This window comes from Marinifilum flexuosum, from assembly GCF_003610555.1.
Classification (GTDB): domain Bacteria; phylum Bacteroidota; class Bacteroidia; order Bacteroidales; family Marinifilaceae; genus Marinifilum; species Marinifilum flexuosum.
Window position 1 is genome coordinate 1,390,368 of the sequence record NZ_RAPQ01000008.1, and the last position, 23,340, is coordinate 1,413,707.

Here is a 23,340-nt window from a genome sequence, read left to right on the forward strand (position 1 = left end):
TAAGAATTGAAGTGTGTTATGTTTATTGTTTGTTTTGTATTAATGCATCTTAAAGATGTTTTTAATAATTACATCCTTATGTTGGAACAATGAATTTAAACGTTCAATAAGTAAGTCTTATGTGTATAGTTTAAGGCAATAGATTTGGTTAGTTTTGCTTATTGAAGTTATTGCATATGTTAATAATGGATGGTTTTAATTGTGTATTTATTTTCATTTAAATTATTATTCGTAATACTTCTATTCTATGAAATTAACCGATAAAGTATAATGGCGAGGAAATTTATTGTCACACTATTTTTTTTGAATTTAGGCTTTAGTGCTCTTTTCGCACAATCAGTAGAACAAATCAAAGCCGATCGAAACAATTATATTTGGGGAGAAGGAGATGGCATTACTCTTAAAAATGCAGATCAGCAAGCGCTCTCCATGTTAATATCACAGATTTCTACTCATGTAGAAAGTGAATTTTCTCTTCTCCATAAAGAGTTACAGACAAATGGAAAGGGGGATGACTTCAAAACGGTTTGTAAATCTGTAGTAAATTCCTATTCAAGTGCTACACTTAAAAATACAGAGAGAATAATCTTAAAAGATGAACCGGAAGCCAAAATATTTCGATATATCAAAAAAGCAGATGTTCAAAAAATTTTTCAGGAAAGAAAAGATAAGATAAATGGTTTTATTCAGAATGCTGAAAATGCATTGGAAAAGACTCAAGTTGCTGATGCATTACGATATTATTATTGGGCATTGACTTTATTAAAAAGTCATCCTAATGGTGGAGAAATGAAATATTTGGATAAAAACCAAAAGAGTTATCCTTTGGCAACATGGATACCATTACAGATCAATAATATTTTTGTTGACCTGGATATTCAGATATCCAATATTGACAAACAGGATGACGAGTGTATTTATACTCTCGATATAAAATACAAAAACAAACCTGCTGAAAATTTTGATTATTGCTATTGGGATGGAATGGATTACAGTAATTTGATAAGTGCCCGAAATGGTATTGGATTAATAGAACTTTACGGAATGGCTTCTACCGCAAAAAAGTTAAAAGTGAAAGCTGAATATATTTTTGAGGGAGAGGCGCGTATTGATAGAGAACTGGAAGATGTACTGGCAAAGATCGACCCAATTCCATTTCGTAATAGTTACTATACCATTTCTTTAGAGAATCCTATGGTAAGAAAAACTGTGTCGTCAAATGTTTCAATAACATCAGCTTATACAGTGGTAGATAATCCTAAGCCTTACGAACAAATAATTGAGTCGGTATTGAATTCCATTCGTGGGAAGCGATATGCTACTGCTCAAAATGAATTTACTCCAGAGGGATTTGATGTTTTTAACCGGATTATTAGATATGGAAATGCAAAGTTAATAGGTGATTATCAATTAAAATTCATTAAGGACCATGATAAAGTAATTTGTCGCTCTGTGCCAATGTGTTTCAATTTTAAAACAAACAATAAGCAGTTTGTCGAAGAGATTATTTTCCATTTTAACAAAGACAAAAAAATAGAAGCTTTATCATTTGGATTATCAAAAGCGGCACTGGATAATATTTTGCTAAAAAAAGTATGGAAAGAGCGCGACCGAATGATTTTGATAAACTTTTTAGAACACTATAAAACAGCTTATGCATTAAAACGACTCGACTATATCGAAAATATATTTTCTGATGATGCTCTGATCATAACCGGTACCTTGGTTAAAGCCAAGCCAAATGAGATGAATCAATTTAAAAATAATCGTATTATTAAATACAATCGTCAAACCAAATACCAGTATCTGAGGAATCTGAAATCATCCTTTGCCAGTAAAGAGTACATCAACATCAAATTTGAAGATAGTAACATCAGAAAAGCAGGCAAAGGTGGTGATATTTTTGGAGTACAAATCAAACAAAATTACTTTTCATCCAACTACGGAGATGTGGGGTACCTGTTCCTTATTGTTGATTTAAACAATTCCGATGAACCCATTATACATGTTCGTACATGGCAGCCAAAGATTACCTCTAACGATAACCTTTACGATTTAAGTAATTTCAATTAAAACATATTCAAATCAAATAATTCCAGTTTCCCATGTTAATCAAAAAAACTATTTCTATCCTTCTCTTTTTATTTGTCATTGTATTGGAGTTAAGTGCCCAAAACATCAATGTAAAATCTTTTCATTCAGCGCCGGATGACATGACCGCGCGGGTTACCGCTCCGGTTACTGACCAAAATGGTGATAAGTGTGCTTTGATTAAAATTAAAACCACTCAAACAGGCTTTGCTTTCGAAGGCGATATGATGGGAATAGAAAAAACAGTTCAAAAGGTTGCTGAAATATGGGTTTACGTACCATTTGGAGCGAAAAAGATTAGTATAGCACATCAGAATTTAGGGCGTTTGGATAATTATAAATACACTGAACCTATTAAAGAAGCTACAGTTTATGTGATGGAACTTACTACAGCCAATGTACGAACGGTTGTAGAAAAGATTGAGACTCCAATGCAGTGGTTGGCCATAGAGAGTGAGCCAGAAGGTGCAGATGTATATATAGATGACCAATATTTGGGTACTACCCCTTATGCCAAAAAAATGGAAGTGGGTAAGTACAATTATCGCATTGAGAAGAGTATGTATCATTCTCAAGCAGGAGTTGTTAATCTGACCTCTGATAAGAAAGAAACTATAAATCTTAGTTTAAAACCCAATTTTGGATATGCAAAAATTACGAGTAGCCCTGAAAATGGTGCAAGCATTGAGCTTGATGGTCAACCTGTAAATGGTAAGACACCATATGTTACATCGAAACTCATTAGTGGTAAGCATAGAGTAACAGTTAAAAAGCCAATGTTTAGTGCTAAAACCATTGAGTTTGATGTAGCTGATGGACAAACTATCAATGTAAATGTATCATTGGGTGCCAACTTTGGAACTGTAAACATAAGCACCACACCTCTAGCAGATATATACATTGATGATGAACGTGTAGGTAAAGGGAAATATACTGGTAGAGTAATGCCTGGTATGCACATCTTTGAGGCAAAAAAAGAAAAGTATACTTCTTATAAAACACAAGTAGAAGTGTATGCAGGTCAACAAAAAAGTATTAGCCTACATCCAAAACCGAAAACTGGTCAAATTGATATCACCAGTAAACCTTTTGGAGCTCAAATTAGCTTGAATGGCAAAAGTTATGGGACAACACCTAATACAATTAACAACCTACTAATAGGAGATTATAAGCTTACATTGAGCAAAGAGGGGTTTGGTACAGTAGTGAAAAATGTAAGTATCCGGAAAAATGAAACAAGTGTGGTTAATGCAGAATTGCCTAAGGGGAGAAAAATAACGATCAATAGTAATCCTCAGGGGGTACAATTAACAATTGATGGAATTCCGAAAGGTAAAACTCCCTATGTTTCAACTCTTTCTTTTGGGAGTCATAAAGTTCAACTTGTAAATGGTAAAAGAAGAGAGATAAAGCAAATTCAAATAACACAAGCAGGCAATAATAGCTTTATGTTTGATGTTAGAGAGTTTTGTAATTTTACAGTACAAAAACAAGGATTAAAATTACCAATGATTGCTGTTAAAGGTAGGAGTAGTGGAAGTGATTTTTATATTGGAAAATACGAGATTACCAATAAGCAATTTCTCATTTTTTTAAATGACCGAAATATTAGCAGTAATGGCAGTAGTGGTAAGTATGGAGGAAAGGAATTAATTCATTTGGATCGCGGCTGCGCGATAGATTATAGCAATGGGAAATTTTATCTGAAAAATGATTCAAGAGCCAATCATCCTGTGATATATGTGACATGGTATGGTGCAAACGAGTTTTGTAAATGGTTAACTGCTAAGACAGGAAAAAATTACCATTTACCAAGTGAGGCAGAATGGGAATATGCTGCTCGTGGAGGCATTAAGAGCAAAGGTTACAGATATTCTGGAAGTAATAATATTAATGAAGTGGCATGCTACACCTCCGGTGGTAGGAAAATACAGAATGTAGGTGGTAAAAAACCAAACGAACTGGGAATATACGATATGAGTGGGAATGTCTGTGAATGGTGTTCTAATGCAATGGTCCGTGGCGGTAGTTGGTGTGACGAAAAATCGCGCTGTCAAGTGACTTACAGTTCTAGAAAAGATCGTGATAATTGGTATGGCTATGTAGGCTTTCGAATAGTCTGTTCATTTGAGAATACCGAAGAGGTAACCCAAAATGATGAGGAATTATCATCTGGAGATTATATTTCTCAATATAACTTTGCTTTGAAGAAACTGAATGCTGCTATCGCAAGGCATAAACAAGCAAACGAAATTATGGATGCTAAAAAGTATAATGAAGCAATTAAAATGGTTTATACTGAATACGAAAATGTAATTCCTTATTTTGAAAGAGTTCTTAAAATTAAACCAGATGAGAAAAACTCAATGATGGTGTTGAAGCAGTTGTATTTCAAACTGAAAAATGAGAAGCCAGAATATCTGGAAAAATACAACAAGATGAAATCTCTGTTGGAAGGGGTGTAATAAAAGAAAAGTAAGGTAATCATGTTTATGTATTACAGAAAACAGGTGGAGTCTATTATAAAATTTGGGTTGGTGGTATAGTTGGTTTTGTGTCAAAAGGATTTTTGCAAGATTAATATATTGGTTTCTTTAGAATTGAAATACCAAGACTGGAATCTGTGTTGTGTTTGTAAGATTAAGTGTTATAGTTAACCTTGAATCAAAAACTCTCAACTAATTGATAAACTATCATGTCAATAAATAAAATCATATCCATAGTTTTCTTTTTTTGTGTTTTTGGAGCAAATGCCCAAAACATCAATGTGAAATCTTTTTATTCGGTTCCCGATGACATGACTGCACGTGTTACAGCTCCCGTAACTGATCAAAATGGAGATAAATGTGCATTGATTAAGATACGAACTACCGAAAAAGGTTTTGTTTTTGATGGTGATATGCTGGGAATTACAAAAATAAGTCATGAGGTCGGTGAGTATTGGGTATATGTACCTCCCAAAGCAAGAAAGATTACCTTAAAGCACCAAAAACTCGGTGTATTAGATAACTATATCTATTCAGAACCAATAAAAGAAGCCACTGTTTATGTGATGGAATTGATCACAGGAAGAATAACTACTACTGTGGAAGCTATTGAGACCATTAAGCAATATGTGGTAATTTCTACCACACCCTCGGGAGCTGATGTATATATTAACAATAAGTATGCAGGGCAAACACCTTTTGATAAGCTAATGCCGCTGGGGAATTATAACTATCGAATAGAAAAATCAATGTATCACAATAGTGCTGGAGTTTTCAGTCTTACTGAAGATGAAAAGCAGATAATTGAACAGAACTTGCAACCCAATTTTGGGTTTGCGTTCATCTCTTCTTCCCCAGAAAAAGGAGCCGAAATCTTAATTAATGGGCAACCAACAGGTTTGATTACACCAGCAAAAACAGAGCGATTGAAATCTGGCGATTATACAATTACTTTGCGTAAAGATTTGTATGAGTCAGTTAGTGAGAGAATTCAGGTTAATGACGGACAGACAACAAATCTGAATATAGATATGTCTGCTGATTTTGGAAGTCTGAAAGTGAATAGTAATCCAACTGGAGCAGAAATTATTTTAGACGGAAATCTTTTACAACAAAAAACACCTTGTACGATCCTCAAAGTAGCTAAAGGTATGCACATTCTTAAATTGAAGAGAAAGTGGTACGAGCCCAAATCAGTTCAAGTGAATGTAATGAATAATGAAACAACAGAACTGATACAGGAATTGATGCCCATTTTTGGCGAGCTTAAGATTATAACCAATCCCAAGGCTGATATATACATCAATAAGGCAAAAGTAGGAAATGGATCTTACCAGGGACGCCAGGTTGAGGGATACTACACCATTGAAGCACGTCTTGACAAACATCATTTGCAATCGCGAGAAGTAAATCTAATAGCTGGTGAAGTCCAACAAATTCAATTAGATCTTCGCCCTAAATACGGTTCTTTAAATGTTAGAACAGATCCATTTAATGCTACCATTAAGTTAAATGGAATAAAAAATGGCACCAGTCCAAATGTAATTCGTGATCTATTGGTTGGTGAATATCATGTGGAATTAAGCAAGGACGGATTCGGTACTGTTGTGAAGAATATTAATATTCAGGAAAATGAAACAACAGAGATTAATGAAAAATTACCGGATGGTCGCAAAGTAACCATCAATAGCAATCCTCAGGGAGCAGAGCTGAGAATTGATGGAGCTATTGTAGGAAAAACACCTTATACTTCAACTCTTTCTTTTGGGAGTCATGAAATTCAATTGGTAAATGGCAAAAGAAGAGAGATGGAGCAAATCCAAATAACACAAACAGGTAATGATAGATTTTCTTTTGATGTCAGCGAGTTTTGTGATTATACGCTGCAAAAGCAAGGGGTGAAAATGGAAATGGTTGCTGTGAAAGGTGGTACATACTTTATGGGAGAGAATGTAAATGCTTATAAAGATTATGCACCAAAGCATGAAATAGAGATTCCCGATTTTTTTATTGGAAAATATGAAGTAACGGTAAAACAATTTTCTGAATTTGTAAAGGCCACTGCTTATGTAACGGAAGCTGAGAGAAAAGGATTTTCTTATCTCCCTGGCAAACGTGAAGCAAGGGAAGTGAAGGGGATAAACTGGCGATTTAATGAGAAGGGTAAAAGATATAAGGTTTTTGGTAATGAACCGGTAGTGCATCTAAGTTGGTGGGATGCAAAAGCTTTTAGTGAATGGGCTGGAGGCAGGTTGCTTACTGAAGCAGAATGGGAATATGCTGCCAGGGGAGGAATTCATAAAGATCCTTACAAATATGCAGGTAGTGATGTTATTGTAGATGTGGCATGGTACGATGGAAGTTATGAGAAAGAGATTCATGAAGTTGGTCGAAAAAAGTCAAATGCTCTTGGAATTTATGATATGAGTGGTAATGTGAGTGAGTTTTGTTCAGATTGGTACGATAGAGATTACTATGCCAACAGTCCTGTGTTTGATCCGAAAGGCCCTTTGGAGGGCAAATATAAAGTTATTCGAGGTGGAAGTTTCTATTTTTCTAAAAGTGGATGTGAGGTGATAAAAAGAGCTTCGGTATCCAGTAATATAAGCAGGTCATGGCATAGAGGTTTTAGAATTGCTAAAGACAGCAAAACAGCTAAGATAGCTTCAAGAATTAACACAAATGAAGTAAAAAAGACTCCCAATTCATATTTGTACAAAGCAACATTAAAAATGGAGGCTACTATTCGAGAGGAAGCCAATGTCAACTCTAAAGTTTTAAAAAATAAGGAAAAAGGTGAGATCGTTTATATACTAAACAAGTCAGAAGGGATTTTCTATAGAGTTTGGGTTGATGGTGTAGTTGGCTATATGTCAAAAAGTTATTTGTAATAATTCAACATTGATTTGTAAGGTTTGTTACCCTTTAATTCAGAACCTTGATTTGCGTTGTTTTTACAAGTTAAGTTTGCATGCTATTTTATATTTTTTAAATTAGTGTGAAAATAACTTTTTGTATGATAATTGAAAAGAACTTTCTACTCCTGAAAGAAGAACTATCAAAGATGGTTGTCGAATTTGAAAAAGACGAAAAAAATTACAAAACTTATTTTAACAACCATACAGAATTAAAGAACTATCAGTCCCATTTGAACAAACTTCAAATTGATTTTGTGAACGAGTTGAGAAATAACTTGACTAGGATAAAGACCAAGGAAGAAGTTCAAATGTATTTGGTAACTATGAAGCGAGTGTTTGAATTGCTCGGTGTAAAATTAGATATCAATACAAGTACAGACTTTACTGGTTTAAATATTAAAATGGTTTCTCGGGCTAATGGAGCAATTGCTTGTATCAATACGGGGCCCGACGAATTCATGTGTGTAAATGAGTATCTTCAGTGTCAATATCAAACTGTTCAGGATGTAATTTCAATAATAAAAGAATGTTCTGACAACAGCTCGAAGCCAGGCAAAAAGAAATCTTCAAAGAAACAAAAGCTCGAAAAAGATTCATGGCAGGATGATATCAAAGAATATTACCCAATGACCATGAAAATGAAAGATGATTTGCATAACATCACTTCGTTGAAAGAAAAGCTGGATCATGTTGAAAAAGAAAAGGAAGGTCTTGAATTAGTTTTCAAGTCTAAAGGGAAAGATTTCTATACCTCAGCGCTTAGTTTATTGTTTAGAGGTAGAATAGATGCTTACCGTGAATTATTGATATCCGAAGATATCAAGGATGATCATTCTTATTCTTCTCAATTGGTTTGGAATAAAAGTAAAACAGACTTTTTGGAACTTATGAGTGCACTTCATCTCTCAAAAGCCATCAGTTTAAAAAATGGAGATTCGCTCAGTCGAAAAGATCAGGTTGAAATATTTGAAAAATTGTTGAATATTGGGCTCATTCCTGATTCCGACAGTAGAATATCAAAATTGCATGTAAGAGATGAACCTTGTTCATTTCTAAAGAAACTACAAAATGCAATAATCAGATATTTAACCCAAAAGTAGTTGTATCATTAGTAATAAAAGATTGCTTTCATTTACATTCAACCTGCATTCACCTTGAATCCTCATCGAAGCATTCAAGGCAATAACGAAGCAATCTTTCAAAATCTAAAAAAAATACAATCATATCCAAACTCGCATGATTAAAGCGATACAGATGTTTTACCTAAAATTTGATTGAAAAAAACTACATTCAAGTTGGATATATAATCTTTTTCAATGCTTTAAACTTGCCATAAATATTAACCAAACTGATCACTGTTTACTGCTAACTGTTCATTGATCATTAATTATTTATCGCATGGAAAAAGAATCTGCTACCCTAAAAATGTTTCTCTCCATTAACGAGAAAATTTCTTCTATTGAGAAACAAGTACGACAACTATCACTCAAAGAGAGAAATCCACTGGGTGATATCTATCTCGATACCGATGAAGTATGCGAAGTATTAAAAATCTGTAAACGTACACTGCAGAAACATCGCGATGAGGCCTCAATAGCCTACATCCAGTTTGGAGGCAAAACCCTCTACAAAAAGACCGACATTCAAGATCTTCTCGAGAAACACTACCAACACGCCATCTCTTAAGGATGCTGAGCGCAGTAGAAGTAAACTGTTAACCGATAACTATCAACTATTGCCAAGTGACTATTGACCAATGATCATTTATCACTGGTGACGTCCGTAATTCAAAATTCGCAATTGCTCAGCTGAAAGCTGTTAATTATTCATTACTCATTATTAATTGTTAATTGTTTACCATGCGCAGCATGAACATCCCCATCGAGCTTTTGGTCTTTGCCCTTTCAAAGCGCAAAGTAAACCAGGTGCGACTCTATCTTTACCTGAAGAGTCAGTGCTCGGGATATCTGCCATGGAATCAGGAAACAATTGAAAAAATCAAGAGAAATCTTTCTATTAAAGAAACCAGGACAATTCACAATAATCTTGAGTGGTTGGTGAAAAACTCCTGGGTAATCATGAACTCGAAACGAGGAGTCATACGTGTAGTCAGTTATCTTGTACTTTCTAAAAAGCTACAATTCCACTCTGCTACCGGAGCACTTTTCGATACCTCACAATTTCATAATTTCCGGCCTTTCATATATGCTGCTGTACTCACATATTATCTCAAGTACAGGCATAGGATAGCAAGACAATCGGAACGAAAAAAAGGGCGTTCCATTACGAATTGTAGCTTCCACGAAATGCCTGCACAATACCTGGCCAGTATTCTCAAACTCGGTAAGTCAACCACTACGCGTTACCGACAAAAGGCCTGGGATGCCGGATTTATAAAAATGAAACACCGGTACAAACCACTATATATCCCTCTCGATGAGCTCGAGTTTTGTCGCATTTATGGTGATGAGGAAGCCTGGCAACTGGTTATTCACAATAATCAGGTCATGGTCCAGCTTTCCAACGCCATAACCAGCTACGTGCGCCTGCGTACAAAACCCGCATTGAAGAAGTGTATCTGCTCCAGGGAAAAAGTGGACCCGTTATAAGAAGGGATCCTAAGGGAAGACTGCGATAGCAGAAATTCCCGTAAGGATCCCATAGCCAAAGGCTATAATCCTTATAATTTTGAGCTTTGGTTTTGGGATTTTCTTCCTTTATCCTTTATCCTTTATCCTTGAAACTTGCCTCTTGTAGCTTGAGACTGATCGCTGAAAGATGGTTGCTGAGCGAAGTCGAAGCACATTATTAATTACTCATTGTTAATTCTTAATTGATATCTCATGTTGACCCTAAAACAATACCTAACCAACCTCCACTTCCAAACAAACCTCCTCATCAGCTTCTTTTTGGAAAATAGCTCCTTATTGTCCGACGAGATAATTTCTCTCATGGACAAATCCCAGTTGGAACTCCACGATCTCATGGAAATAAAAGGAGAGTTGGAGGCCAAGTTGAATTGCTTCGAAAACATCGAAACAATTTGCAAGCACCCACGATATTTTAACATCGAAAAACCATCAGAATTGATTCAATTCTACAGCTCAAAAGAATGCTTCAGAAAAAACACCTATGCTTTGAATACCTTCCTGGCATATGCCAATTCCTTTGCACAAGCAATGCACAAGTCAAATATAGAAGTCATTGAAAATTTACCACCCTTGTACCAATCCATTTTAAATCACAGCAGGAAAAATAAGAGAGATGGATTTAGAGAAATCCTGGCCAAGATTGTTTACGAACATCCATTTCCGGAAATCCTAACTGCAGAATACATCCGCATCACAACATTGATTGCCGACTTGGCCAAATCAAAAACAGCCCTCAATTATTTCATCTCAACCTTGGAGCAGCAATTTTAATTGGTAGCTGAGCGAAGTCGAAGCTTGAATTCCAACTTTGCTGGTCCCGACCCTTCGGGATTCGACTTTCAAAAACAAGAAAACCTCCCCAAACAGGGAGGTCCTTTACAACTATTAACTACGGTTAATATTAATTATTTACGATAATAAAGTTATATAGAAAATTATTATTAACCAAAATATTTTTATGGTATAAATATGGACGATCTTTGGGAAAAGGAATTGTTAAAATTACTTACTCAGAAAAATATTAAGTCTGTGTTCATTTTCCTTTAATTCAGAATCATTGGATATACCCCAAAGAATTGAGCTATCCTTGCTAAAGTAATTTTCAAGTGTTTCCACGTATTCTCCAGCTTCTTCAATGGTAATGTTGTCGTCAAAGCAGTTAATGGAAAGAATAATTTGAAATTCCTGATCATTGTAATCCAAATCTTTTAAAGCATTTTGCAATTGACCATTAATTAATGTTTTATCTGCTTGTAGGCTTATATATTTAATTTCTGATTTGCCAGCAAGTATAGTCAAGAAATCTTCAGGTTCAATTCTTATATATGAGGGTTCTGTTATGGATTGTAATACGGCTTTCGATAGATCAGTACATACACTTTTAAACGTTTTCATAATAACTTGTCTTTTGGATAAAACACAAATATGAAATGAGTGACTGCCAAAACGTGACGTAGATTGCAAATTTCAATTTGGAATATACCTCAAAAATCATTTTGAATATCTTTTTTCTAAATAAGTTAAAATATAATCATTCAGCAAGTTAAATGTTTAGCTTTCAACTTGACACATTTGGCAGTTTCTTTTTTGTTTAATAAAATGTAAATTCATCCTTCTTTGTTGCCATTAGAATAAATGCTAATTCAATAATATACTTTACAGTTCTAATATCGATATACAAGATGAAGAACTACGTCATGTTATGGCGGTGGGAATTGTTAGTATTGTGTGATTACTAAAACATAGGTTATGGAAGCTATAGAAAGTACAACCAGGAAAAGGTTATTTACCAATGCCGAAATCCAGAAAAGAATTGTAGCAGTTGCTGAAAAACTGCCAAATGAAGAGTTAAACAAATTTCTTGATAGGGATCACAGTAACGAAATTTTTGGAGTTAGGTTGCCATTGTTTATTCGGATTAAAGTAACAGCTACCACTGAAGATAAAAATACAATAAAAAAAGATCAAAAAGGATACAATCGATACACATGGAAATATGAGTTTAGTAGAGCAGGATATAACTACGCAATTGTGAATGATTGGTATCCTCGTCATGACAAAAATGTGAAAAAATGGCTAGATGAAAATGAATAGTAAGCTTAAATATCCCCAAGCACATTTGAATAAAACCTACCTCGAAATCCTAAAAGTTCACAATAAAGAGGTGCCAATGGCAAATATGTTGGCTTATTTATTTAAACCTGATGAGAATCATCAATTAGGAACAACATTCCTAACAGCTCTATTAAGTACTACCTGTTATGAAATTAAAGGTGAAAAAGGAGATGTAGGAACCATTCTAAAACAGAATTGTGTAAGTTCTTCAGGATTATCTGTTACACCAAATCTCAATTTTGACAACATAAAGGTTGAAACAGAAGTTCCTACCAATGGGCAAAAAGAAGAAGATAAGCGCATAGATATATTGATTGAAGCTGAAAATTTTGTGGTATGTATTGAGTTCAAAATTGATCATGATTTGGATAATCCACTTGAGATTTATCAAACTTATGTGGAGGAAAATTATCCAAATAAATACCACTACTTTCTTGTGCTAGCTCCATACCGAAAGCAACCTATTGGAGCCGCAGAAAAATACTTGAAAACAAAAAACGATTTTAAACTCGTCATTCTAAGTCATTTTGTGGAGCAGGTGAAACTGTCAATACCTGATCATTATTTTGAGGAGAAAAGTTCTAATGTATATGCACAATATGTATTTGACTTTATTCAAACCATTGAGAATAGAAAATTTCGAAATCAAATCGTCAACAAGCTGGAAGATGTTAAGAAAACCATAGAAAAAGCTGGCATATCAAGTCAAATTATTCGCAAATGGAATGGTGGATATTTATTGGTTTCTAAAAAAGATCACAATCTGAAGGTGCGAGTTAATGAAGGTACTTATCAATTAGAAAAATGGTCTTTTGCACCTGAGAATAAGAAATTAGAAGAAATAACACTTGTGGATCTTGCCGATATCTTGAAAGTTGTAAAAAGCGATAACTAAGGAATAGTACTCACGCTCACAGGCTCAATTTATAATAAACACAAAAGAACCAATCATGGAGTACAACAAAAAATTAGATAACCTATTTGATAGGTGGGAACAAGAAGCCAAAATGAAAGGCTTTAATGGCTTCTGTAGAGATGGTCTACTGTATAAAGGAAAAATCTGGAACACAATCGGAAGTGATGGGAAAACATATTTTGGACGTGGTCCAGGAAATGAAGATGAGCTTTGGTACAATGCAAACAAAAAAATTATATTTCTTACAAAGGATACCAATTCAAACCCCAATCAAGATTACCGTGAATGGCTAGGACGTCAAGGTGAAGGCATTATTACCCATAAATTCTTTAAAAATATTGCAATTTGGCTTTATGGTCTGAGTTCATTTGATTCACAGGGAAAATATAGCACTTTCGAAGAAGCTGCGATAGGAGAGAATTACACTCGTGCATTCGATGAAATTCCGTTCTGTATAGTGAATGCAAAAAAGGAATCAGGAGGGCCGAAAATTAATAATGCCGACCTTTTGTATCATGCAAATTTATCTGCACGCTTTCTGAAAGAACAATTCGAAATTTTAAGTCCGGATATTATTGTTTGTGGTGGTGGCCAAGGTTCCGTACTAAAGGTTGCCAAAGAGATCATTTACCCCGAATTGGAATTTATAAAAATCAACAATTGGATTTATTTTAATGCAGAAACTCAAAAAGTACTAATTGATAGTTATCACCCTAGTGCGATTATAAGTTATGAAGAAATGTATTTGGGTATGATGAATTCATATAAGGAATTTCTTGAGAAGGAGAGATGATGTGCTCAATAATAATGAATACAGAGTGAAGATGAAATAGATTTTTTGAAAATCAATTTAATCATGCCAAACAAATCAAAAATGCATGTCTGGAATCTAATTTTGGTTCTATCTGATAACTGATAAAATTTTAATACATGAAAATAGAAATAGCAGAAAACCTAGTATATACTTACCTAAAACATTCAGAAGGTTGTAGAGTTACGCAAACAAACTGGAAAACAAGTGGGCAATGGACCACAAATAAATTTGAAGAAAAGCCAGCAAGAGAATTGTACGAAAGGATAATGGAATCACCAAAACTTAGTACAATATTTAAGGAGAGCAAATTTGATCAGTTAATTAAACAGGCAGAAATTGATGTTTTGGGTTTGAATACTACCGAGCATGCGGTTTATGGTATCGATATTGCCTTTCATAGTGCTGGCTTAAATTATGGTCCGCCTAAAAAAACAGCTGAAATTGTTTTAAAGAAGATTATTAGAACAATTTTTATAATGCAGACCTATTTCAATGACTTCAAAAAGTTTCACTCATTTTTTGTAACTCCAAAAGTTTATCAATCTACCGAGAAGCCTATACTGGAATTGATGGAAGAAGCTAAAAGCTTGCTTAAAGATGAAATGATTTCTATTGATTTTATTGCCAACGATGATTTTTACAAAACTCTTGTTGACCCAGTAATCGAAAGTGTTTCTAATGAAAATGATACAGCTGAATTATTTTCAAGAGCATATAAATTATTACAACTCGATAAGCGAATTAAAATATCCGAGAGTTCAGACCAAAACAAATCAAATACCATAAAAAGACTTAATGGAAATACTTCTAAGAGAACAGAGGAGGGCATGAAAATTGGCCAGTTCGTCCAATATAAAATGAAAACCCTTTATGAGCAAAATAAGATATCAGAGAAGGAAATTATCAATTTGCAAGATATGGAGTACTCAAGGAAAGTTTTTAATCAGACTTATGAAGTATTAAGGAGTAAAGGAAAAGATATTAAAGGCAATGATGGCAGAACCAGATATTATGCAACAAATGAATTTTGTGGAGATTACTTCATGACTGCACAATGGACAGAAAAACATTGGGAACCATTCTTATCGTGGTTGAGAAAAATGGAAAAAAACGAGATTTAAATATTTATAGTGTTTTGTAGAAAAGGTCCTTTTTAGTTTAAATCAATCATAGATAAAGAATGCAAAACCCCTGGAGAAACCTAAATACTGATGTAACCAGCATACATCCATTGGACATGCAAGCGGTTGACGAATTTAATTCCCAAGCAAAAGAGGAATACCAATTTTGCAAAACCCTTTTACCGGACCCTTACATTGGTAACTTGAAAGCCAATGTTTTGTTTTTGGCCTTAAACCCTGGATTAAGTGCTGAGGATTATCAAACACATGCCGATGAGCAATTTCGTTTCCTCTACAAACAAAACCTGACACAGGTAAAATCCGATTATCCATTTTACTACCTACACCCCGAACTAAACTGTCCAGGATCTAAATGGTGGCGTAGCAAATTACGCTGGTTTTTAGAAGTAATAGATGATAAATCCTTGTCGAAAAGAATTTGCTGTTTGCAATACATGCCCTACCATTCGGTACAGTTTAAACAGCCAAAACAAAAGCTGCCAACCCAGGAATACACAAAAGAAATTGTAAAATCATTTATCGAAAGAAATACACCTATTGTTTTTATGCGAAGCAAAACAAAGTGGATTGAATTGGTGCCTGAATTAGAAAATTATCAGAAGGCCTTTGTTTTAAGAAACCCCAGGAACCCAACTTTTAGCCCGAAGAATATGGAGGAGGAGAATTTTAATAGATTAATTAATACCCTTAAAATTTAATGAGTTATATGGGATACATTAAACTTGACACCTCTGGCAAGTGCTTTTTTATATTAAAAAGAATAAATTTGATACTCTAAAACTAAAATAGTTGAACTCAAATGACCAATAGAATTAATACTCGAAAAGCATTGAATCCGGCTTATCGAAAGCATAAACCTCATAGAAAAGAAGTAAATCATTTTATTGAACAACTAACTTCCTGCTTAAAAGCAATTGAGTCAAGTGTTGATAGAAATGAAAGTGAGGAACACATTAAAGAGCCCATTAGGCAATTTTTGAGCTCAACATTTTATAAAAAGAATTACATTAATACAAGAGATAGAGTTGATCTTGCCATTTACCTTGGAAATGATGCTGCAAGTCATATTGGCGTATTAATGGAGGTGAAAAAGCCAGGAAACGACGCTGAATTTCTTAAAGAAGATAATATTAATAGAAAAGCTTTACATGAATTATTATTGTATTATTTGCGTGAAAGGATAGATCATCAGAATAATAACATCAAGCATTTAATTGTAACCAATGGTTATGAGTGGTTTCTGTTTAAAGGTGAAGATTTTTACAATTTATATTATAAGAATAATAGTTTAGTTAAGGAATATGAGGCATTTAGAGATGGATTAAAAGATTCATCTAAAAATGAATTATTTTATAATGAAATAGCAAAGAAATATATTGCTGATACAGAATCGGTTTTGCCATTTGTATACCTAAATTTTAAGAGAACTAAATTTGATAGGTTGACCGATGGTCATTTAAATACCTTATATAAAATATTCTCCGATGTTCATATCTTAGGTCATAGTTTTGGTAATGACAGTAATAAACTAAATAAGCGATTCTACAATGAATTACTTCACATTGTTGGACTTGAAGAGAAAACAATAAAAAGTAAAAAAGTAATTCAGAGAAAAAAAGAAGGTGAGCGTGATTATGGATCTTTATTAGAGAATACCATATTTACTTTAGAAGATAAAGATCACCTACGTGATATAAAAAGCATTACACAGGTAGAAGATAAGTCTTTTTCAGCAGGACTTGAGCTGTGTCTAACATGGATTAACAGAATACTTTTTTTAAAACTATTAGAATCCCAATTGTTAGCTTATCACAATGGTAACAATAATTATAAGTTTTTAAACTCTGATTTTATCAAAGGATATGATGATTTAAACAATTTATTTTTCTCTGCTCTTGCCAAAAAGGAAGAAGATAGGCACGATAAATATAAAGACCGTTTTAAATATATACCATATTTAAATAGTTCGCTTTTCGAATTGAATACACTGGAGCGAGAAGCGTTCGAAATCTCATCTTTAACTGATGATGAAATTGAAGTATCTGGTTCTACAGTTTTAAAAGATGTCAATGGTAAAAAATTAAAAGGTAAACTTAAAACACTAGACTACTTTTTCAAGTTTTTAGATGCTTATGATTTTGCCACGGATGGTAAAGAGGGGATTGAAGATAGAACAGAAACTAAGACCTTAATAAACGCATCTGTTCTTGGATTAATTTTCGAGAAAATAAATGGTTACAAAGAGGGATCATTTTATACACCTGCATACATTACAATGTATATCAGTAGGGAAACAATTCGCAGAGCAGTTGTTGAGAAATTTAAACAGCAAGAAAATGAACAAATCGAAAAATTTGAGGATGTAGTAGCATACTGTAACAAATTTTTCAAGCAACAGGATAGTTTAAGATTTAATTCCATAATAAATTCAATACGTATTTGTGATCCTGCTGTTGGTTCCGGTCACTTTTTGGTAAGTGCTTTAAACGAGATTATTGCAATAAAAAGTGAGTTGGGAATTTTATGCGATCAAGAAGGTATACCATTGAGATGTGATGTGCAGATAGAAAATGATGAACTATATATTTCAGATTCTATCGGGCATTTGTTTGAGTATAGTCCGGAAGATGCTGATAGCTGTAAGATCCAAAAAACCCTGTTCCACGAAAAACAATCTATCATTGAAAACTGTTTGTTTGGTGTTGATATCAATCCAAATTCAGTAAAAATTTGTCGATTGCGTTTGTGGATTGAGTTGCTCAAAAATGCCTATTACACCGAAGAGAAGAATTTGCAAACCCTTCCCAATATTGACATTAACATTAAGTGTGGTAATTCGTTAGTAAGTAGATTTAAATTAGATGATGATTTAAAAGCCGCATTTAAAGGCAAAGATGTAAAGTATAATTTTAATGACTATAAGGATGCAGTTCTAGAATACAAACGAACCAACGATAAAAATCGTAAGAGTGAAATAATAGAAATAATCGATGAGGTTAAAAATAACTTTAAGAGCTCTTTAGACAAACCATTTCTGGATAAATGTAAAAAAACAGAAGGGGATTACATCAATGAGAAAGAACGCTTAAATAATCTCGAGAAATTTGGAGAAAAAATAAAAGCCAAGGAAAAAAAGCACTTAAAGGATCTAAAAATCAAATTCGAAAAAGCCACAAAAGAAAAAGAAGAAATTGTAAACAATGCCATATATGTAAACGCATTCGAATGGCGATTCGAGTTTCCCGAAATACTAGATGAAGAAGGCAAGTATTTAGGATTTGATGTTGTTGTGGGGAATCCTCCATATATCAGACAGGAGGATTTTAAGGAAATAAAGAAGTATTTAAGTAAACACTTTTGTGTTTATAACTCTCTTGCAGACTTATTAACTTATTTTGTCGAATTAAGTAGTAGGATTTTAAGATCGAAAGGAGTTTTTCAGTTTATTATTTCAAGTAAGTTTGCAAGGGCTAAGTATGGGGAGTTATTAAGAGATTTCCTTTCTAAAAATACATTATTAACCCACTTTATAGACTTTGGAGGAAAGAAAATATTTGATGAAGCTACTGTAGACGCTGCTATTATAGGATTCATAAATTCTTTGCCAGAAGAAACATCTAGGTTCATATATCAGGAAATTCAAAAGAAAGATAATATTCAAGTTGATTTTAAGAAATTCTTAAAAGATAATGCCATTCTCTACAGAAACAACCTACTTGGATCCAAAGCTTGGAGTTTTGAAAGTAATCAATTATTAGAATTGGTAAATAAAATTGAAATAATAGGCACACCTCTCAGAGACTGGGATCTTAATGTGAATTTTGGAATTAAAACTGGATTTAATAAAGCATTTGTAATTGATGAAGAAATTAAAAAACAATTAATTACGGATGATGCGAAATTGGCCAATATTGTTAAGCCTCTCTTGAGAGGGCGTGATATTCAAAAATATAAGTCATCAGAGATTGAAAGATGGTTAATTGGTACATTTCCAAGTTTAAAGATAGATATTAAGAATTACACATCACTTGAAGCCTATTTAAAAACTTTTGGAAAGCGAATTGAACAAACAGGTGAAAAAGGAGCTAGAAAGAAAACCTCACACAAGTGGTACGAGACTCAGGATAATATAGCGTTCTGGCAAGATTTTGAGAAACCAAAATTGGTATGGAAAAGAATTGGTTCGATACTACGTTTTTGTTATGATGATTCTGGAGTTTACTGTTTAGATAGTACCTGTATAGCAACTGGAGAGAAAGTTAAGTTTCTGTGTGCTGTTTTAAATTCTAAACTTTGTAATAAAGAATTGTTTAGAACCGCGCCAAAAACAGGGACGGGAGATTTGATAATTAGTGTTCAGGCTTTAGAGCCGCTTTGTGTACCTATGCCAACGGAGGAACAAGAGCAAAATATATTAAAGGTTTTTGAGGAAATCTTAAATCTTAAAAAACAAAATATACAAATAGACACTAGCCTTTTGGAAAGTCAAATAGATATAATGGTATATAAGCTTTATCAATTAAATCATAATGAAGTGTTAATTATTGATCCCGAATTTCAGTTAACAGAAAGTGAGTACAATGCATTTGAGCTTGAAAATACTGTTGAGTCTTAGAAAAATTATTTGATCGTAGATTATTAGAAACACCGCATTAAACACTACCAATAGCGGTGTTTCTTTTTATTTGGGTACAATTGCGGGAGATTAAATAACTTCTATGTCTTACAAGATATCCTTCACCACCCTTTGGCACACCAATTCCCTAATTTTGTCCCATACATTAACCTAAAACACATATCATGATAGGAGCAATAGCAGGAGATATCATCGGTTCGGTCTTCGAATGGAACAACTACAAGGGAACCGACTTTGAATTATTTCATTCAAATACTGACTTTACCGACGATTCAGTTTTAACAGTGGCCACCGCACAGGTATTGTTAGAAGGAGGAGGTTATACCGAAGCATATCAAAAGTACAGTCAAGATTATCCAGGCAGAGGATATGGAGGCAATTTTGCAACATGGATTTACGATGAATCTCCTCAGCCTTACAACTCTTGGGGTAATGGATCGGCCATGCGAGTAAGTCCGGTAGGTTTTTACTGTAATTCATTAGAAGAAGTACTAATAGAAGCCGAAAAATCGGCAAGTGTTACCCACAATCATCCCGAGGGCATAAAAGGAGCTCAAGCAACTGCTTTGGCAATATATCTTGCCAGGACAGGGCATAGCAAAGATGCTATTCGCGAAAGCATTACCAACCTGTTTGGCTACAACTTAAATCGCACTTGCGACCAAATTCGTCCAATCTATCAATTCAATGAATCCTGTCAGGAAACCGTTCCCGAGGCCATTATTGCATTTTTGGAAAGTAGCGATTTCGAATCAGCCATTCGTATGGGCATCTCACTAGGTGGTGATAGTGATACTTTAGCTTGCATCACAGGAGGGATTGCTCAAGCTTACTACAAAGAAATTCCCGAAATCATCATTCATAAAGTAAATTCTCTTTTGCCTGTAGAATTCAAAAATACAATTCATCAATTTAACCACAAATGTGGGATCAATTACAAATAACAGAAGGGAATACTTATTAGTTTTTTTCTTAAGGCTTGGTGCTTGCGGCTTGAAGCTAATTAATACCATAAATAAGTTCTGTATGATTTATAGTGGGTCATTCTTTAGAATTATTGTTTTGACCGTTATTTTGTTCCAGTGACCCATGTGGGTATTGGAAGGTCGAGCTAATTAGACGCAGAAAAATTTTTAGTAAGACGGGGAAGCTGATTCCGAAATAGATTTTGTAAGCATTTGAGAAGCAAATGCAACAAAAATCATAATCGGGAGAAGATCACGCCGCCACACTTAAAGTTTTCAAGTATAAATAGTTTGAGCTTACACACCCTAGATTCTTTGTTTACTTTCTCATCAATGGAACCGACCGAAGGGAGCTCATGAATTCCTTATTAAAGAAATCATTTAATGAATAAAAAGTAAAAGCCCTGCGGCTTGAGCAAAGTAAAGTTAAAATAACGAATCATAGGATAATTTTTCATCAAATAAAGTTTGCTTTAGTTACCTTCTAAATTCCATATAGAACCTATAAATATCTACACATTCACAAAATAAATGCTGTTTTTTTTTAAGTGAATTGAGCTTGTTATCATGTTAATTATGTATTTTCGACTTTATAATTTTTGAATTCGAAAAACACTTAATGTCCCAACAAGCAACAATAAAGCGTTACCTCCTTGTATTAGAAAAAGTAAAGCGAGGCTTTTATCCATCCAGGCAAGACTTAATTGATTATTTAAATGATCAAGGATTAAAATGTTCCACAAGAACATTTCAGCGAATACTTGAAAGTATTAGAAATGAATTTGGGGTCGAAATAAAATACAACAGCCACAAGCAGGGCTATTATATCGATCAGGAATTAAGCGATGATTTTGAGCCCTTCATTAGATTGTTGGAAATGTCACAATCAGCCAATACAATAATCGAAACTTTAAGTGAAGGAAAAGATGCGATGCAATTTATTCACTTCGATTCCAGTTCTCTGATGCAGGGAATTCATTACCTAAAACCACTCTTAAGAGCGATTAGGGATAGTCTGCAGATAAAAATTCAATATTCCTACTTTTACAAAGAAGAAGAGCGTAGCTTTATTCTAAATCCGGAGTTCTTAAAAGAATATATGAATCGCTGGTATGTAGTGGGGCATGTTGATTATACCGAAGGTGAAAGAGTATATGCTTTGGATAGAATCAAAAGCGTAGAATTACTTTCGGATACATTCACAAAAAAACTAGGTGCAGTCGGTAATTATTTCGACGACATTATCGGAGTTAATTTTTCGGGCGAAGAAGTAAAAAAAGTCGTATTGTCTTTTAGTCCGCATCAAGGTAATTACATACGAACATTACCCTTACATCATTCTCAAGAGATTATTGTCGACAACAAAGATGAATTTAGAATTTCCATTCGAGTAAAACCTAATTTCGAATTAAAGCAGCGAATTCAAATGTATGGGGATCAAGTAAAAGTAATTGAGCCTGAGCTATTCTAAGTCAGAACGTCATGTTTTGGCACACCTCCTTATTTTCTTTGTGATAGAAGTTATTAACGAATACTTTAAAGTCATGAACAAAGAAAAAAGAATACAAGATGCTTGGGAGTGGATTCCTCCTCAAAATCGACCAAGTAAATTTGGAGGTGATCTAAATGTATATCCTAAAAATGAGAACAGAATACCAATTTATGTAATCGACTCTTCTGAGGAAGATAACGAAGTGTTTTTCATTAACAACAGTAAAAAAGCACTCAAATGTGTTATTTCATCCTATTCTGGAGAATGGACAGAAAATAAAGACGATCAAAAATTCTTTTACGAAAACGTCCTTCCAGGTGAAGCTGTGAAAATTGATGATTTCGATCCAATTTACGATTACAAAGAAATGATCCAACAAGATGTATTCATAGAGGATCTTGAAGGAAACAGAACTCGATTCTTTTGCGTTTCATATGGTAGTATCATTCCTGAAACCATTTTACTATACAACGATAACTCGAGAGATAAAGGAGTGAACATTCAAGAACTCTCTAAATGTGGCCCAAAATAATAACCTGATTCTATTATTCATTTAGCTTATACCATCGCAATTGCGATCTCAAGAATTAATTTCTAAAAATTAATGGTATGGAAGCAAAAAAGGCAATCGACCTTTTGACCTCGGAAAATGGTCGGTCTGATTTCGAATCTCTGATTTTGGAAATATTAAAAGCCAGGGAAAAACTCAAACAACCCCAAAATGCCTCATTCTATCTTCGCAAAGGAATAGAAAGTCTGAAAAAAAGAATGAACCACTTGGAACTGGAATACGAAAATTTACGAACTAGAATCAACTCAAATACACTCTCTGATTTCGAAGAATTATTGGCCAAGAAAAAAGCCGATCTCAATAGATGGAAACAAAAAGAGGAAATCCATATTTGTGATAGAATCGCAATTAACGCATTACAAACAGGAGTCTATAATTTTGAGTCTTTGATTCAAATAAAGCACAAATACAAACACCTTAAGCCATTAGATTTTTATCTGAACAATACAGTGGAATTAGTAAAACTATTAGAGTAATACCTCTTTGTAGTTTTGTAATGAGCTATAAGACCAGGTTTTGAAGTTGAGGCAATGCATAAAACTA

The 23,340-nt window shown here is 33.9% G+C and carries 18 protein-coding genes; 17 read left to right on the forward strand and 1 reads right to left on the reverse strand.

The window, feature by feature from the left end; translation table 11 throughout:
• Positions 1-303: 303 nt before the first annotated feature.
• The 7 genes from BXY64_RS05780 (at position 304) to BXY64_RS05810 (ending at position 10,917) form a co-directional block, all read left to right on the forward strand.
• The gene (locus tag BXY64_RS05780; protein WP_211334414.1) at positions 304-2,073 is read left to right on the forward strand and encodes an LPP20 family lipoprotein; all 1,770 of its coding nucleotides are present in this window, start codon (positions 304-306) and stop codon (positions 2,071-2,073) included.
• A gap of 32 nt (positions 2,074-2,105) precedes the next feature.
• The gene (locus BXY64_RS05785) at positions 2,106-4,556 is read left to right on the forward strand and encodes a PEGA domain-containing protein (protein ID WP_120238966.1); all 2,451 of its coding nucleotides are present in this window, start codon (positions 2,106-2,108) and stop codon (positions 4,554-4,556) included.
• 230 nt (positions 4,557-4,786) lie between these two features.
• Positions 4,787-7,468 (forward strand): PEGA domain-containing protein, encoded by a 2,682-nt coding sequence (locus BXY64_RS05790; protein WP_120238967.1) that lies wholly within the window; start codon positions 4,787-4,789, stop codon positions 7,466-7,468.
• A 125-nt stretch (positions 7,469-7,593) separates the two neighbouring features.
• The gene (locus BXY64_RS05795; RefSeq protein ID WP_120238968.1) at positions 7,594-8,595 is read left to right on the forward strand and encodes an RteC domain-containing protein; all 1,002 of its coding nucleotides are present in this window, start codon (positions 7,594-7,596) and stop codon (positions 8,593-8,595) included.
• Between the two features lie 298 nt (positions 8,596-8,893).
• Positions 8,894-9,181: a helix-turn-helix domain-containing protein gene (locus BXY64_RS05800; protein WP_120238969.1), complete on the forward strand. Its 288-nt coding sequence runs from the start codon at positions 8,894-8,896 to the stop codon at positions 9,179-9,181.
• A gap of 182 nt (positions 9,182-9,363) precedes the next feature.
• Positions 9,364-10,104 carry a hypothetical protein gene (locus BXY64_RS05805; RefSeq protein WP_120238970.1) on the forward strand — a complete coding sequence of 247 codons (741 nt, stop codon included), beginning with the start codon at positions 9,364-9,366 and terminating at the stop codon, positions 10,102-10,104.
• Between the two features lie 375 nt (positions 10,105-10,479).
• Complete coding sequence (locus BXY64_RS05810) at positions 10,480-10,917, forward strand: hypothetical protein (protein ID WP_147375910.1); 438 nt, start codon at positions 10,480-10,482, stop codon at positions 10,915-10,917.
• 231 nt (positions 10,918-11,148) lie between these two features.
• On the opposite strand, the gene BXY64_RS05815 is transcribed toward BXY64_RS05810, so the two are convergent.
• Positions 11,149-11,541 (reverse strand): hypothetical protein, encoded by a 393-nt coding sequence (locus BXY64_RS05815; protein WP_120238972.1) that lies wholly within the window; start codon positions 11,539-11,541, stop codon positions 11,149-11,151.
• Between the two features lie 354 nt (positions 11,542-11,895).
• Here BXY64_RS05815 and BXY64_RS05820 point away from each other — a divergent pair, with 354 nt between their 5' ends.
• The 10 genes from BXY64_RS05820 to BXY64_RS05865 all read left to right on the forward strand — a co-directional run bounded on the left by BXY64_RS05820 (position 11,896) and on the right by BXY64_RS05865 (position 23,273).
• Positions 11,896-12,240 (forward strand): hypothetical protein, encoded by a 345-nt coding sequence (locus BXY64_RS05820; RefSeq protein ID WP_120238973.1) that lies wholly within the window; start codon positions 11,896-11,898, stop codon positions 12,238-12,240.
• Entirely contained in the window at positions 12,227-13,156 is a 930-nt protein-coding gene (locus tag BXY64_RS05825; protein WP_120238974.1) for a PD-(D/E)XK nuclease family protein, read from the forward strand. The genes BXY64_RS05820 and BXY64_RS05825 overlap by 14 nt, the downstream gene beginning before the upstream one ends.
• Positions 13,157-13,211: 55 nt before the next feature.
• Entirely contained in the window at positions 13,212-13,970 is a 759-nt protein-coding gene (locus tag BXY64_RS05830) for a hypothetical protein (protein ID WP_120238975.1), read from the forward strand.
• 137 nt (positions 13,971-14,107) lie between these two features.
• Entirely contained in the window at positions 14,108-15,112 is a 1,005-nt protein-coding gene (locus BXY64_RS05835) for a hypothetical protein (RefSeq protein ID WP_120238976.1), read from the forward strand.
• A 59-nt stretch (positions 15,113-15,171) separates the two neighbouring features.
• Positions 15,172-15,831 carry a hypothetical protein gene (locus BXY64_RS05840; RefSeq protein WP_120238977.1) on the forward strand — a complete coding sequence of 220 codons (660 nt, stop codon included), beginning with the start codon at positions 15,172-15,174 and terminating at the stop codon, positions 15,829-15,831.
• Between the two features lie 101 nt (positions 15,832-15,932).
• Entirely contained in the window at positions 15,933-19,748 is a 3,816-nt protein-coding gene (locus BXY64_RS05845; protein WP_120238978.1) for a type IIG restriction enzyme/methyltransferase, read from the forward strand.
• Positions 19,749-19,933: 185 nt separating this feature from the next.
• Positions 19,934-20,713 carry an ADP-ribosylglycohydrolase family protein gene (locus tag BXY64_RS05850; RefSeq protein WP_120238979.1) on the forward strand — a complete coding sequence of 260 codons (780 nt, stop codon included), beginning with the start codon at positions 19,934-19,936 and terminating at the stop codon, positions 20,711-20,713.
• Positions 20,714-21,353: 640 nt separating this feature from the next.
• The gene (locus tag BXY64_RS05855; protein ID WP_120238980.1) at positions 21,354-22,205 is read left to right on the forward strand and encodes a helix-turn-helix transcriptional regulator; all 852 of its coding nucleotides are present in this window, start codon (positions 21,354-21,356) and stop codon (positions 22,203-22,205) included.
• Between the two features lie 73 nt (positions 22,206-22,278).
• Positions 22,279-22,758: a hypothetical protein gene (locus BXY64_RS05860; RefSeq protein WP_120238981.1), complete on the forward strand. Its 480-nt coding sequence runs from the start codon at positions 22,279-22,281 to the stop codon at positions 22,756-22,758.
• A 77-nt stretch (positions 22,759-22,835) separates the two neighbouring features.
• Positions 22,836-23,273 carry a hypothetical protein gene (locus tag BXY64_RS05865; protein ID WP_120238982.1) on the forward strand — a complete coding sequence of 146 codons (438 nt, stop codon included), beginning with the start codon at positions 22,836-22,838 and terminating at the stop codon, positions 23,271-23,273.
• The last annotated feature ends 67 nt before the right edge of the window (positions 23,274-23,340 follow it).